The following is a 15558-nucleotide window of genomic DNA, read 5'->3' on the forward strand; positions in this document are numbered from 1 at the left end:
AACAATATCATGTTTTATGAAATAGTAAAGATTAATCCATTTAATAACTATTATTTTCATTTTAAGTAAAAATAAAATATCTAATAAATCCATTCAATTCATCACAAAAACTATTAACTCTCACTCAAGACTTGTATATATAAAACGTTGTAAACACTATGAAGCATCAGCGTTAACAGTCATTTCAATTTCCTCATATCTACCCTACCAATTATCATTTTTTATTTAAGTATTATTTATTCAATAAAATTAGACACATTTCAATTGAAATTTATAAAGCACTCGATTATTTCAGGTAGTACTATAAAATGCTATAATAAAATGTAAAGAGAAGGAGGCGTATGCGATGAAAAAATGGATGAGTATCACGATTTTAAGCTGCCTATTATTTCTCACTGCATGTGCGGCAACAGATACGAATAAATTGACGATACCTGAACTTTCAGATCGTGAAAAACAAATACTTGAAACAGCTGCCAATACTGCATTTGTTTTTGATTATACAGCCGATCAAAACTATAAAAAGGTAACTCTATGGGTAGAAAAGTATGAAAAAGGCAAGAAGGTTGCAGAACCAATTAGTGAGCTATCCACTCCAATGCCTGGAGAGTCAACGAAGGGTAGCATCGTTTTGACAGTCACACAAACTCTCGAAGAAGAACTATTATTCTCTGCAAGTGTAAGTGACGATAAGGGCGCTGCAAGTGTTAGTAATCAAGAAGAGCTGAAAACACTGAAAGACATGGCGACTCTATTTAATACCAATCCACAAGAAGGTTTACTTCTTTCGGATAACATGTTGTTGGCAGGTATCATTTACACATCTACAGCAGATGGTTCGCCGACAAGTACATTATCTTCCGATTTCTATGAACAAAAAGAAGGCTACTTGGACGAATTAAAAGAATATGACGTGGTCTACGTGTTACGGGCTTCATTTGAAAAATAAAAGAACTGGCCGACAAGCATACTACTTGTCAGCCAGTTCTATATCCGTAACTCAATTCTGCAAATACTCTTTAACTGCCTGCGAAACAGTCTTCCCTTCGGCACGACCAGCGACTTCCTTCATTACAACGCCAATTGTCTGACCCATTGAGGCATCTTTTGAAATGCCTAATGAAGCAATCAATTCTTTCACTTCTTCCACATTCATCTGTTTTGGCAAATAGGATTCGACAATTGCAATCTTCGCTTTTTCTGCTTCCACAATGTCTTCTCGATTAGCTTTTATCCCTTCATCGAGTGATTGTTTTGTTTGCTTTAGCTCACGCTGAACGATTTTGATTTCTTCTTCTTTCGTCAGTTCGCGCTTTAATTCAATCGATTCATTTTGTAGACCTGCACGCAATAAATTAATGACACCTTTCTTCATTGTGTCTTTTTCCTTCATCGCAGTTCTTATATCGGCCATTAAACGATCTTGTAATTCTGACATGGAAATCCCTCGTTTCTATAGTGTTACGTATAGTATACAAAAAAATCATACATTCAGTCTTGTATTCTTACTCCGTCTGAAATACCGCCCCCTTTTTAGAGTTAAACTTTACTTTCCTCTTTGCAACTCCTAAACCTCTATTAATGAACTCACAAAACGTATACATCCGCCTTAATTGACGAAACTTCCGGTCTGGTTTACACTTTTTAGTAAGTAACTCCTTCATATAGTATAAGGACAGAACCCTTATCTGTTGGAGGAGTTTTTCGACATGTATATAAAAAGGAGTTCATTGTATGAAAAAAAGTGTAGTACTGGCGGAGAAACCTTCCGTAGCGCGGGATATTGCCCGTGTGCTGAACTGCAATAAAAAAGGTAACGGCTATTTAGAAGGCGATAAATATATTGTGACGTGGGCACTCGGACACCTAGTAACGCTCGCTGATCCAGAGAATTACGATACGAAATTCAAGACATGGAAACTAGATGATTTGCCGATGATGCCTAAGGATTTAAAACTAACGGTCATCAAACAAACGAGCAAACAATACAATGCTGTAAAAGCGCAACTGCTTCGCACGGACGTTTCAGATATTATTATTGGTACAGATGCTGGACGTGAAGGAGAATTAGTTGCTCGGTGGATTATTGAAAAAGCGAAGGTAAATAAGCCAATCAAACGTCTGTGGATTTCATCTGTCACGGACAAAGCAATTAAAGATGGTTTCGCCCAGTTAAAGCCAGGTAAAGCATATGAAAATTTATTTGAGGCAGCAGTCGCACGTTCTGAAGCCGATTGGTATATCGGTCTTAATGCCACGCGTGCACTGACAACCAAGTTTAACGCACAACTTAACTGCGGACGTGTGCAGACGCCTGTCGTTGCAATTATTGCACAGCGCGAAGAAGAGATTAATACTTTCCGGCCTAAAACATTTTACGGAGTCGAAGCGCAGTCTGATTCGAAATTAAAACTGACTTGGCAGGATGCAAAAACAGGCGATACACGTTCATTTGACCGCGACAAACTGTCTGCTATCGTCAAAAAAGTCGATGGGAAACAAGCTATAATTGAAAATGTTGAGAAGAAAGCGAAAAAATCCTTCTCACCAGGTCTATACGATTTGACTGAATTACAACGTGACGCCAATAAAATGTTTGGCTACTCAGCAAAAGATACACTCAACATTATGCAAAAATTATATGAACAACATAAAATACTAACCTATCCACGCACCGACTCTCGTTTCCTTTCAAATGATCTCGTCGCAACACTTCCCGAGCGCTTGAAAACAGTCGGTATAGGCGAATATCGTTCCCTTGCGAATAAAATATTGAAGAAACCAATTAAAACGAGTAAATCATTCGTTGACGATAGCAAAGTATCTGATCACCACGCAATCATTCCGACAGAAGAAATCGTATTTCTTGATAAATTGTCTGATCGCGAGCGAAAAATCTATGATTTGGTCGTCAAGCGATTCTTAGCTGTTCTGTTCCCAGCACATGAATACGAACAATTAACAGTTCATGCAAAAATAGCAGACGAACGGTTCACAGCACGCGGAAAAACGATTTTGGCTGCTGGTTGGAAAGAAGTGTATGACAACCAATTCGACGAAGAAGAAACTGAACAGGATACGAAAGAACAATTATTACCTAAGCTAGTAGCAGGTGATCAGCTCGACATCAAGCTCATCAAAGAGACATCTGGTCAAACGAAGCCCCCTGCACGTTTCAATGAAGCCACACTATTATCCGCCATGGAAAACCCAACGAAGTATATGGGATTACAGGATAAAAAACTCGCAGACACATTGAAATCAACAGGCGGACTAGGGACAGTGGCAACACGTGCTGATATCATCGACAAGCTATTCAACTCCTTCTTAATCGAAAAACGTGGGAAAGACATCCACGTCACGAACAAAGGAAAACAGTTGCTCGAGCTAGTACCGGACGAATTGAAATCTCCTTTGCTAACAGCTGAGTGGGAACTAAAATTAGAGAAGATTGCCAAAGGGCAGTTAAAAAAAGAAGCGTTCATTAATGAAATGAAAGGCTATACGAAAGAAATTGTTTCAGAGATTAAAGCGAGTGAAGCAAAGTTTAAGCATGATAATATTTCAACAAAAACATGTCCAGACTGCGGGAAGCCGATGCTTGAAGTAAACGGCAAGCATGGCAAGATGCTTGTTTGTCAGGACCGCGAGTGTGGTCACCGTAAAAACGTTTCTCGCGTCACGAACGCTCGTTGTCCGCAGTGTAAGAAGAAGATGGAGCTGCGCGGTGAAGGTGAAGGACAGATCTTTACGTGTAAGTGTGGTTATCGCGAAAAGCTTTCTACATTTAAGGCTCGTCGCGAGAAAAATTCAAAAGGTAAGGTCAACAAGCGTGATGTACAGAAGTATTTGAAGAAGAATACTGATGATGAGCCGATCAACAATCCATTTGCGGATGCGTTGAAAGGTTTGAAGTTGGACGACTAATTCAAAAAGGATTAAACAACATTTCTGTTGTGTAGCGCCAATTCCTTCAGTGTCAGTGGTCATACTTATTGTTGCTCATTAAAGTTATACTTGTAAAGAGTTCTATAATTAAATTAGATGTAGAACTGCCCTTGAATTTAACTAAGTTCAAGGGCAGTTCTACTTCACATACTATTGCCAATGAGTGTTTTAAATCTAATCACTATGAAAGTTAGATTGAAGCGGAAGCTGGCGGCGAATCCCGATGGCTCACCGCGGGCCCATAGGAAAGCGTTCGCCAGCTGGAGCTTCAATCCACACCACTTCACTCTCTACAGTATTTGCACTTAAAATCACTAAAAAAGCTGTCCCACAAAACTTCGTGGGACAGCTTTTTATTGCTCTATTAGTAAGCTCTTGCAAACCAAACTGTATGCTTCGATTCATTTCCACAGTTAATACAAGCGGATTTCTCTGCCGGTGGGTTGAATGGAATATTACGTGTTGTAAATTTCGTTTCATCTTTGACATGTTCTTCGCACGCGTCATCGCCACACCAGCCTGCAAGGATCCAGCCTGGAGTTACTTCGTTCGTCGCACTATCTTCAATATGCTTCTTCAACTCGTCTAACGTATCGATATTCGTATGAGAGTTTTCGTCACGGAACGTACGAGCATTCTCAAGTAAACGCTTCTGCATCGTCTGTAGTTCTTGCTCAATGCTAGCCACAGCTTCAGTCAGATCAACTGCTACTTTCTCACCGCCGTCACGCGCTTTCATCAATGCTTGATTGTTGTCAAGATCACGTGGTCCAAGCTCTAGACGTACCGGAACACCTTTTAATTCGTACTCGTTAAACTTGAAGCCTGGAGACTGATCCGAATCATCCAAACGGACACGAATGCCTTTAGATTTTAATTCAGCGTAGATCTCGTCTAGCTTTTCCATAATCGCTGGATTCTTCTTCCAAGGTCCAACTGGGATTAGCACGACTTGTGTCGGTGCAACGCGCGGAGGCAATACAAGACCTTGCTCGTCGCCATGTACCATAATAACGGAACCGATCAAGCGTGTTGACGTTCCCCATGATGTTGTATGCACGAACTGGTGCTTATTTTCTTTTGTTAAATATTTAATATCGAATGCTTCCGCAAACTTTGTTCCAAGATAATGTGAAGTTCCAGCTTGTACCGCTTTACCATCTTTCATCATCGCTTCAATCGAGAATGTATCAACTGCGCCCGCAAAGCGCTCAGAAGGTGTTTTCTGACCGTCATATACAGGAATTGCCAGTAATTCTTCTACAACTTCTTTGTAGATTTCTAACATTTGCATCGTTTCATGACGCGCTTCTTCTTCATCTACGTGTGCAGTATGTCCTTCTTGCCATAAAAATTCTGATGTACGAATGAATGGTAGCGTCTTTTTCTCCCAGCGGAATACGTTTGCCCACTGGTTGATTAGTACTGGAAGATCACGATAGCTCTTGATCCAGTCAGAATACAAATGACCAATCATCGTTTCAGACGTCGGACGCAGCGCCAAACGTTCTTCCAATTTCTCGCCCGCCGCTTCTGTCACCCATGGCAATTCTGGAGAGAATCCTTCGATATGATCTTTTTCTTTTTCGAAAAATGACTCTGGAATTAGCATTGGGAAATAGGCATTACGGTGACCTGTTTCTTTAAAACGACGATTCATTTCATCCTGAATATGCTCCCAGATTTCATAGCCGTCTGGTTTAAAAGCGATACATCCACGTACTGGTGTATAATCCATCAAATCTGCTTTCTGAATCGTATCGATATACCACTTCGTAAAATCATTTTGCTGATTGCTCATTACTTCATTTCCTCCTTAGTAAAAACCGCACTCTTGTTATTCCATACTGCTAATCATATAACAAATCAAGCATTCCTACAATTGAATGTCGTCACTATGCCTGTCTGTCTCCATAAACTCCATAAAAAAACTGCCCTCAATTAAGAGGACAGCGTTCAATTAAACTAATTTCTCTTCTGCAAAGACATATTGAGGTTCGCTTTCTGTCTTCACTGATTCCTCACCGAAGCGACCTTCCCACTTCGACAAAACTACGGTTGCAAGAGCGTTTCCAATTACGTTAACTACCGTACGTGCCATATCCAGCAAACGGTCGATACCCGCGATAAACGCCAAGCCTTCAAGCGGAATGCCTACTGTTCCAAGTGTCGCAAGTAACACGACGAATGAAACGCCAGGTACGCCCGCAATTCCTTTAGAGGTAATCATCAACACTAATACCAATGTGATTTGTTCCGTAATACTCAACTGGATTCCATACATTTGTGCAATGAACATGGCCGCCAATGCTTGGTAAAGTGTAGATCCATCTAGGTTAAACGAATAACCTGTCGGTACCACGAAAGATACGATGTCTTTCGGACTTCCGAACTTCTCCATTTTCTCCATCACTTTCGGCAACACCGTTTCCGAACTGGATGTTGAAAATGCTAGAATTAATTCGTCTTTCAAGATCTTCATGAAGTGGAAGATGTTCACGCCGACCATCTTCGCGATCCCACCTAACACAACGATGATGAAGAATATCATCGTGGCATATACAAGTACCATTAATTTACCCATTGGAATGAGTGATTCCAAACCAAATTTAGATACCGTTACACCAATTAACGCGAATACACCAAACGGTGCGAATTTCATAATCATATTCGTTACCCAGAACATCGCGTCTGCGACTCCTTGGAAAACTTCTAGAACCGGTTTGCCTCGCTCTCCGATTGCAGCTACACCTAAACCGAATAACACAGAGAAGAAAATGATTGGCAACATATCTCCATTCGCCATCGAGTCTACGATATTACTTGGTACGATGCCGACTAACACATCCATGAAGCCGCCATTCTGCACTTCTTCTGTCGTTTCTACATATTGCGAGATGTCACCCTTTTCAAGAGAAGACATATCGATGCCTTCACCTGGCTTGAAAATATTAGCTGACATAAGTCCCACAATAATCGCAATCGTTGTTACAATTTCAAAATATAAAAGCGTTTTACCGCCAAGTTTACCTAATTTCTTAATATCACCTGTACCTGCTACTCCGATGACTAGCGTTGAAATAATAATAGGTACCACAATCATTTTAATCATATTGATGAACATCGTGCCGATTGGCTGTAAGTATCTCTCTACATTAGGATTACCATAAAAGATTGCACCGACTGCAATACCTAAAACCAATCCAATTAATATTTGGTAAGCCAAAGACAATTTAAATATCTTTTTCATCGATAATCCCCCTTTGACGTTCTCTGAAAACGCTTTCTTTCAGTGACTTATTCATATCTTACGGGGACCCTACAAAATTCTACAATATCCTACAATAATTATTTTCGTTCTTCTATTACCTCCATATACAACACATGAAGAAACTTCTTACTATTCACTTTGACAGGCCTAATATCGAAACTTTCTTCTTGAATCTGTTTCATTCTCATACTAATCTCCTGGAAATCAAAGAAGCGTGGTGCATAGTATTCGAATTCATCGATTGTATAATCCACTGCGCCAAGTGAGGCCAAATGTTCCATTGCGGTAAGGATTGACCGACGGATTCTTTGCTCCATCGCCTTACTTTCTTTGGAGATGTCTCCATCTGGCACACCCAGTTTGGTCAACGCGGATTCATACAGCCCCTTTAAAGGCGGTAGTTGAACAGCTCGCTGCTCGTTCAAGACTTCCATGATGGCTACGATGTCGCGACTCGCGCTGTCACTGAAGATTCCCATATCATGCAGCTTCTTTAGAACAATATCTTTCACCGATTGTTGCACTTTAGGTTGTTCAACAGAACCGAATTGCGCCAGTGATTCCCGAATCGTCAATAAGGAGTTTTTTAGACGTAATTGTTCAGCTGTACGTCGCACGATGCTCTGTACTTCTATTTGATTGATCGGCTTATGTATGAAAAATTCGACGCCGACTTGATAGGCCTCGCCAACCATCTCTTTGTTAACTACTTGGCTCAGCATAATGAATTGTCCGCAGTAGCCTTGCGATTTCAACTGTTGAATCGTTTCGATCCCGTCGAGTTCGGGCATCAATAAATCGATCAATACAACGTCGGGTGCCAAGGATAGTATTTGAGGAATAGCTTTCACTCCACTGTCAGCCTCGCCAATCACAATCCCTTCTTGCTCTGCTAGAATATTTTTTAGCATCACACGGCTTGCTTTATCATCATCTACGATAAAATATCTCATGCTTCTATCTCCTTCATAATGGATTCCATGGGGATTTCCACTAGTACATTCAGTCCTTTATCTAGGCGTTCTACAGCAATTGTACCTTGCATCGCATCGATAATTGTGCATACATGCGATAACCCGATACCTGTTGCTGCTGTTCCTTGATCCGTAAATTTCGTCGTATATCCTGGTTCAAATATTACGTCTTCATGTTCAAAAGGAATACCTTTTCCTGTATCACACACACTAAAACGCACCCACGCTCCATCCCTCTCGACTGTAATGTGTACATGACCTTTTTCTTCAATAGCTTCTACCGCGTTCGCCGTCAAATTGTTCAACACGGCAAGCAAAGGTACATGCTGTCCTGTTTGGAAGTCCGCATCAATTGTTTTTTCCACCATGCATTCCTTACCGATCATATCACTGTACTTTTCATTCGCAGTGACGACCATGTCGAGTAAATCAGATAGATAAAATGCCTCTACTTGTTGCCGCGTAGTCCACTTTGATAATCCCGCCAGAATTCGTTGGGAATCTTTTTTCACTTCGTGGATTTCCTGCGCAATATGCAACGCCTGGGTGCTAAGCTCGCGTTGATTCTCCTTTTTGAGCTTGCGGTACAAGTCATGACTTGACGCGGTGATCTGTTCTATATGGTTCATGGATTTTTGCAAATACAGTGCTTCCGCATACAACTCATAACCTACCCCAAGCATCTCCTCTACACGATGCTTCTCTTTTGATAATGCCACAGAACTATATAACCCCACCGTGAAGAAACTACGCAATAGTGCCACCCCAACTAGAATGCCCCACTCTTTACCATTAAGTAGTGAACCATGTTGCCACCAATTACGCAGTGCATGCTCGGACGTGTTGCTCACTACTTCAAATAAGAAAGCTAATGCACCCAGTCGAAGTGGTAAAGATTTATATTTTTCAAGACCGACGAAGTGCCAGCCGACCGCCACGATAAAGTAAAATAAAAAGACGGGTACATGCATCTGTAAACTCTCAAGCAACTCAGCGCCAAGCCACATCTCTTTCGTTACGCGAAATACTACTACGGTAACTGCTGTTACAAATCCTGTGCGCAAAATGGAAACAGGTGGATAAATAAGAATCAGTAAAAAGAACAATATACCGCCTAACGCAAAACGGAACATTTCTCCGTCAAACGGCATCACTTTCAATTCACCGGTAAGAGCTGTCAAGATTGCAATAAATGCAATTCTTGCCGCTTCTGATTGATATACATGGCGCCACATTAATTTTGCATTCATTATTTTTCTCCTAATAAAATAAGTAATCGTACACGTATTATAGCAACCTGGAAAGCAATGTACAGTTTTGGACTTGGATATTACGGGTACAGTAAGAAGGGATATTTATTATATTTATATATTGAAAGGATGAAAAAAAATGAAAGTTTTAGTTGTAGGTGCAAACGGTCAGATCGGAAAACAGTTAGTATCATTGATTCAAGATAGCAACACACTTGAAGCAAAAGCAATGATCCGTAAGCAAGAACAAGCAGAACATTTCGAGAAAATCGGTGCGGAAACCGTGCTTGTAGATCTTGAAGGCGAAGTAGAAGACATTGTAAAAGCAGCAGATGGTGTAGATGCTATCGTTTTCACAGCCGGCTCCGGCCCAAAAACCGGTCCAGATAAAACGATGATGATTGACCTCGACGGTGCTATTAAAACTATACAAGCAGCGGAGAAAGCCGACGTTAAACGTTTCATCATGATTAGTTCGTACGACACAACACGCAAAGCAATCCAGGAAGCGTCAGAATCATTTGCTCCGTACGTTGTAGCAAAACACTACGCAGATGAATGGTTACGTTCAACTGATCTAGACTATACGATGATTCATCCAGGTGCTTTAACAAACGACAAAGGAACAGGCAAAGTAAAAGCCGCGAATACTGTCGAACCAAACGAAGTACCACGAGATGATATCGCAGAAGTCATTTTCGCTTGTTTGGAAAACGACTCAACAATTGGAAAAGAGTTTCAAGTCATTGGTGGCTCTACACCGATTAGAGAAGCGATCGATGCGCTATAAAGGCAAAGCAATAGAATCAACAATTTAGATAGTAACTATAATCACGGAATAAAAATAAACTAAAGACCAACTCCCCATGAGTTGGTCTTTAGTTTACAAATCATTTTAATTACTACTCCTCTTCCATTTACACGGAGCAGCAAACTCAATTTTTTATACTTGCAGGAAAATAGCGGTTTTTCAGCAAAGTGGATATGACCTCCAGTATGATCGCCAATACTAGAATCATATATGTAATCATTCCTACTTCACGCAAATCGAAGTAGAAGCTCGAAGCCATAAACAGCTCGAAACCGATCCCCCCGGCTCCGGCTGCCGCTCCCATTGCAACTGCTACCGCAAAGTTAATTTCAAACCGCAGAAAAGTCCAGGACATAAGATATGTAAATGTCGAAGGAAGTATGGCATGTACTACAATGTGCCACCAACCCGCGCCCGTAGCCCTTAACGCCTCGATAATTCCTTTGTCCACTTCCTCAAACGCTTCAGAAAAAGCTTTTACTAAATATGCAATTGAATGAAACAGCATGCCAAGCACTGCAGCTTCACTCCCTAATCCAGCCGCAATAGCAAAGATCAAAACCCATAAAACCGTAGGAACTGCACGGATAAAGGCCAAGAAAATGCGAACTATTTTGGTAATCCATTCATTGGTCAAATTAGTCGCTGCAGATAATGCTAGAAAAAACGAAAGAACGGCTCCTAGAATTGTAGATAAAAAGGCGAGTCCGAGTGTAATACCCACTTGATAGATGGCTTCTCCCCAACCGAAATGACTGAGAGCAGGTTCTAAAAACATAACCTTCAAATTATAGGCTGTTTCTTGGATAGCTCGTTGAATGTCGAGCCCTGTATAGTCAAAGAACAGGAAAGCTAAGACAGTCAGCACGGTTAGAATGAGGATGGTTAACTGCATGATTAGCTGTACTTCATTGCCCGACTTTATGCTAATACGACCATCACTCCGTCGCTTCATATGTGTTGTCGCTTGCATTAGAGAATCACCTTCCGTACATGGTTTGAAAGTAGTTCAATGAGGATGACAGCCACGACGATACTGACAGTAACTAATGCCACCCCGTGATAGTTGAGTGTTTTATAATACAAGTCAAATGTGTAGCCGATCCCTGTTCCTGTCAAGATTCCTACTAACGTAGCATTGCGTATATTTGTTTCAATCATAAACAGTATCCAACTAATTATTTGCGGCAAGCACTCAGGAATGACTGCTTTCATAATAATTTGGATATATGTTGCACCTGTTGCTTGTAACGCTTCTACCGCACTTTGGCTGGACTCGTCAATGACCTCAATGAAAGCCCGAGTTAGAAAACCGACCGAACCAACGAATAAAGCGAGATATCCTGTTAAAGAGTTCTGCCCGAACGATAGAAGTAAAATCAATGCCCAGGCTACCACAGGAATATTTCTTGATAGCGATGCTATAAACCTCGCCAAGATGCCAAGTAACTTGCTCGTCCCCACCGATTTTGAGCCCATCACTCCCAAGAAAAGTGAAAGAATAGTAGCTGTTGTAGTTGCCGCAATAGACATGAGAATCGTTTCAACTAATTTGTCTAGAATGGTTGGCATACGTTCAAGTGATTCCTCAGTGACTACCAAGTTGGAAAATATCCATATAAAAGCTTCAGGTAACGTCGCGAGTCCATGTAAAATATTAAAGTCGGTGAGCACGGATGACAGATACGTTACTAACGCAAGAAGAAGGACCACTATTATCATCTGTTGGTTTTTCTTGTATCGTATTCTATTTTCATTCACAATAGTTAGCTCCTCATACCGTTGCTAGTTCTCTTACTACTGGCACGGGCTTTGTCTTGGTACCGTAAATGACATCCGTACGTTCCAGAGTCAAGCGATGACTCACATCATCAAAGACCACTTGTCCTTGCCTGAGCCCTATAATACGATCTGAATAATCACGTGCAACCTCCACTTGATGCAGATTCACGATGCATGTAATCCCAAGTTCCATCGTGATGGACTTTAAATGATCCATGATGATTTTGGAGGCATTCGGATCAAGAGAAGCAATAGGTTCATCGCATAAAACAATTTTAGGTTCTTGGATCAACGCACGTGCAATTCCCACTCGCTGTTGCTGTCCACCACTTAGTTGATCACAGCGCTTATAGGCATGTTCAACAATCCCCAGTTTTTCCAATAAGAAAAACGCTCGCTCTTTTTCTTCCTCAGTAAATCTGCCCATAACTCCCTGCAATGTCGTTTTGTAACCAAATCGACCATGCAGAACATTTTCAATGACAGATAATCTTGGCACCAAATTATAATGCTGAAAAACCATACCAATATCCGTTCGTAACTTTCGTAATTCCTTTTTGTTCAACGTTCCTACATCTGCTCCATCAAAGATTACCGCACCTTCATCAATATCAACCATTCGATTGATGCATCGAAGTAAGGTAGACTTTCCCGCGCCTGAAGGACCAATGATCGAAATAAATTCACCAGCATCCACTTCAAAGTTTACATTTTGCAAGACTTTATTTTGATTGTTATATGATTTCCCAAGTTGTTGTACTGTTAATAAAGACATATCTTCTCGCTCCTCTTTTATTCGAATATATATACAATCAAAGCGTACAATTCCATGCACGCCCTGACTGAACTCACCTATTCATTAAAAAGATTTCGGACCGGGGTAAACCAAGCGTCTTCAACTGGCACAAAACGCTCTTCTTCCGTTTTAAAGAATAAGCCTGCTGCATTAGAATCTTTTGGTACGAAAATCTCTTCGTTATCGGCAAACTCATCTGAAGTGAATAGTGTTTGTAATTTATCAAAGTCTTCTTGACCAAGAACATTTGTATTCGCAACAAATGGAGCGTTAAGTACAGGCGTTACTTCCATCAGAGTGAATTCCTTGCCTGCTACACGATTAAATGGTTCCGCTGCATCTTTTTTCACTTTATATACAGATCCCACTTCATTCTCTTCGCCTTCTACTACGTCTACATAGGATTCAACACACGTATCACAAAAAGCCGCCACATCTGTACTGCCATTCAATACATTCACTGCTGAACCTTGATGGGAATTACCGAATAAGACTTGTGAAAATAGAGGGCCACCTTCCATTAGATCTTCGGTATTCAATTCTCCATATTTCTTGTTGTTAGCAAAATGATCGATTATCGTGGAGGAAGGAATGACAAATCCTGAAGTGGAGCTATTTGAAACAAATGAAATGCTTTTCTCCGCTACTGTATCTAAGGAGAATTCACCGTTTACTTTAAAGGTTTCTTGATCCTCTACGTCAACTGCAAGCCAACTATAATATAAGGCGTCGTCCAATGTACCAGACGGGCCAGTGGAAACTACTAACGGCTTATTTGCTTCATTTCCTTTATTAGCTTGGACATACCCTTGCGCACCCATGTAGGCGAGATCCGCGTTATCATTCACCATAGTTTCAATTGCGATTGCATAATCAGTCGTCAACTTGTGCTCTACCGATTTTCCGGTTGTTTCCTCGATGGCTTTTCCAATTTCATCTCGTGAAGTTTTCATATCATTTCCTGATTCATTGGGATACCAGACAATACTGATGACGTCATCCACTTCTGTTTTTTCCGCTCCCGCTTGGCTACTTGAACACGCAGACAGTAGTAAAGTGGCTGACGCAAGTATTGCGAAGACCGAATTCAATTTCTTCATCAAGTTCACTCCTCTTCAACTAGTTAATCAACTTTATTGAAACATAGAAAGATAACGCAATGTGGGTATTTACAGGATCTTCACAGACTCTTTACACCGTTTTGATCCATCCATTAAAAATCGGAAGGACTCACAATATCGCCAATATCAATTTCTTTCCCAAATACACCGTGATAGTCTGTGCCACCTGTCATTAACAGATGATACTGTTCGGCTAGTTCTTCAACTCGTCTACTATCTTCGGCTGTATGATCAAAGTGATTGCGTTCAATACCGTCAAGTCCAGCTTCCACCAATTCAACGATCAAATCATATGAATCCAATTGTCCAGGATGCGCAACTACAGCCAATCCGCCGTCAGCTTTAATGGCTTCCACCGCATCATACACATCGATGTATTCTATATCTCCTGAAGCGACGCCCTGTCCTTTAAATAACTCTTTGTACAATTGTTGATAGGCAACTGAAGTAAAGGGATCTTTCGTCAGCTCTTTCATAATATGTTGTTTGTAAACCGTTCCAGAAGGTTTCGCAGATTCAAGGACTCTGTCCTCATCCAGCACATAACCGGCTCTTACTATTTGTTCTATTTGCCAAAGCGAGTGAGCGTGCCTTCTCTCTAGCAATGGTTGGCAAATCGATTGGATATGTATTGCAGTGGGATCATAGTTGTAGCCAAGCACATGTACTTTCCGTTGCCGCTGGAAGTCATATGCTGATATTTCAACGCCGGGTAGTGCTATGATGCCGAAATTCTCACTTACAGTTCGGATTTCCTCCCAGCCGGCTACCGTATCATGATCGACAAAACTGATATGTGTTAAGCCGGCCTGTGCAGCCTTTTGAAAAACAGTAGAAATCGAATCCGAGCCATCTGAATAGTGACTATGAACATGTAGATCAGCTTTCAGAACCAACACCCACCTTATTGTCCAGCACGATTTTTTTCGCCTTCATGTCGAATACTTTGTCACATAACCCTTCCATGAACTCTATATCATGGAAAATCCCTACGAGCGTTGTCCCATTGTTCTTCAGCTTTTCTATCATTTCACGAACTCTTACTTTTGATTGCTGATCTAAACTAGCAGTCGGCTCATCAAGCAATAATAGTCTAGGTTTTTTCACAGTAGCCATGGCAATGTTCAAGCGTAGTTTTTCGCCGCCCGAGAAAGTATTTGGATAACTGTCCCATAGCTTAGGATCCAGTTCGAAATGAGCTAACGTTTTTTCAGTTTCAACATTGGCTGTTATTTCAGATTCCCCCATCTCCAACAGCGCATTGGTCACTAGCTGTCGGCAGGTTGTCCTAGGCATAACATTTAAAAATTGAGATACATAACCAATTTCGTATTTACGCAAGTACAGCATTTGTCGATCGCTCACTTGAGATAAATCTACAAGCCCAAAGCGCTGCGAGTCGTATAGGATCTTACCTTCATCCGGTAAATACGTACGATAAATACTTTTTAAGATCGTTGATTTTCCACTTCCGCTTTTTCCCACAATGCCAATAAACTCACCCGCTTCTAAGGAAAAATGAATGTTTTCTGTAGCTGGCATGGTTTTGTCTAAATGATGAATAGTGAAACGTTTTCCGAATCCGGCAATTTCCAGTATAGACAT

At 41.0% G+C, this 15558-nt stretch carries 14 protein-coding genes; 3 read left to right on the forward strand and 11 right to left on the reverse strand.

What is annotated here, in order from left to right; translation table 11 throughout:
- The first annotated feature begins 346 nt into the window (after positions 1-346).
- A complete protein-coding gene (locus tag H605_RS0109410) occupies positions 347-949 on the forward strand; it encodes a hypothetical protein (RefSeq protein ID WP_029053984.1) in 603 nt (200 codons plus the stop codon).
- Positions 950-1000: 51 nt separating this feature from the next.
- Here H605_RS0109410 and H605_RS0109415 read toward each other — a convergent pair whose 3' ends face one another.
- Positions 1001-1438 (reverse strand): GatB/YqeY domain-containing protein, encoded by a 438-nt coding sequence (locus H605_RS0109415; RefSeq protein WP_029053985.1) that lies wholly within the window; start codon positions 1436-1438, stop codon positions 1001-1003.
- A gap of 296 nt (positions 1439-1734) precedes the next feature.
- Here H605_RS0109415 and H605_RS0109420 point away from each other — a divergent pair, with 296 nt between their 5' ends.
- A complete protein-coding gene (locus tag H605_RS0109420) occupies positions 1735-3927 on the forward strand; it encodes a DNA topoisomerase III (protein ID WP_029053986.1) in 2193 nt (730 codons plus the stop codon).
- A 385-nt stretch (positions 3928-4312) separates the two neighbouring features.
- Here H605_RS0109420 and proS read toward each other — a convergent pair whose 3' ends face one another.
- The 4 genes from proS to H605_RS0109440 all read right to left on the reverse strand — a co-directional run bounded on the left by proS (position 4313) and on the right by H605_RS0109440 (position 9443).
- Positions 4313-5749, reverse strand: a complete 1437-nt coding sequence (gene proS / locus H605_RS0109425; RefSeq protein WP_029053987.1) for a proline--tRNA ligase — start codon at positions 5747-5749, stop codon at positions 4313-4315.
- Positions 5750-5908: 159 nt separating this feature from the next.
- The gene (locus H605_RS0109430) at positions 5909-7198 is read right to left on the reverse strand and encodes a cation:dicarboxylate symporter family transporter (protein ID WP_029053988.1); all 1290 of its coding nucleotides are present in this window, start codon (positions 7196-7198) and stop codon (positions 5909-5911) included.
- Positions 7199-7296: 98 nt separating this feature from the next.
- Complete coding sequence (locus H605_RS0109435; protein WP_029053989.1) at positions 7297-8172, reverse strand: response regulator; 876 nt, start codon at positions 8170-8172, stop codon at positions 7297-7299.
- Positions 8169-9443 carry a sensor histidine kinase gene (locus tag H605_RS0109440; protein WP_029053990.1) on the reverse strand — a complete coding sequence of 425 codons (1275 nt, stop codon included), beginning with the start codon at positions 9441-9443 and terminating at the stop codon, positions 8169-8171. Before H605_RS0109440 ends, H605_RS0109435 begins: the two co-directional genes overlap by 4 nt.
- A 139-nt stretch (positions 9444-9582) precedes the next feature.
- Here H605_RS0109440 and H605_RS0109445 point away from each other — a divergent pair, with 139 nt between their 5' ends.
- Entirely contained in the window at positions 9583-10233 is a 651-nt protein-coding gene (locus tag H605_RS0109445; RefSeq protein WP_029053991.1) for an SDR family oxidoreductase, read from the forward strand.
- A gap of 145 nt (positions 10234-10378) precedes the next feature.
- Here H605_RS0109445 and H605_RS0109450 read toward each other — a convergent pair whose 3' ends face one another.
- From H605_RS0109450 to H605_RS0109475, 6 genes are all read right to left on the reverse strand, one after another.
- A complete protein-coding gene (locus H605_RS0109450) occupies positions 10379-11227 on the reverse strand; it encodes an ABC transporter permease subunit (protein WP_029053992.1) in 849 nt (282 codons plus the stop codon).
- The gene (gene phnE, locus H605_RS0109455; protein ID WP_029053993.1) at positions 11227-12015 is read right to left on the reverse strand and encodes a phosphonate ABC transporter, permease protein PhnE; all 789 of its coding nucleotides are present in this window, start codon (positions 12013-12015) and stop codon (positions 11227-11229) included. The genes H605_RS0109450 and phnE overlap by 1 nt, the downstream gene beginning before the upstream one ends.
- Before the next feature lie 13 nt (positions 12016-12028).
- Positions 12029-12811 carry a phosphonate ABC transporter ATP-binding protein gene (gene phnC / locus H605_RS0109460; protein ID WP_029053994.1) on the reverse strand — a complete coding sequence of 261 codons (783 nt, stop codon included), beginning with the start codon at positions 12809-12811 and terminating at the stop codon, positions 12029-12031.
- A gap of 77 nt (positions 12812-12888) precedes the next feature.
- Entirely contained in the window at positions 12889-13932 is a 1044-nt protein-coding gene (locus H605_RS0109465) for a PhnD/SsuA/transferrin family substrate-binding protein (protein ID WP_029053995.1), read from the reverse strand.
- A gap of 113 nt (positions 13933-14045) precedes the next feature.
- Positions 14046-14843, reverse strand: a complete 798-nt coding sequence (locus tag H605_RS0109470) for a PHP domain-containing protein (RefSeq protein WP_029053996.1) — start codon at positions 14841-14843, stop codon at positions 14046-14048.
- Entirely contained in the window at positions 14833-15558 is a 726-nt protein-coding gene (locus tag H605_RS0109475; protein ID WP_029053997.1) for a phosphonate C-P lyase system protein PhnL, read from the reverse strand. The genes H605_RS0109470 and H605_RS0109475 overlap by 11 nt, the downstream gene beginning before the upstream one ends.

The sequence above is a fragment of the Sporosarcina ureae DSM 2281 genome, from assembly GCF_000425545.1.
Lineage (GTDB): Bacteria > Bacillota > Bacilli > Bacillales_A > Planococcaceae > Sporosarcina > Sporosarcina ureae.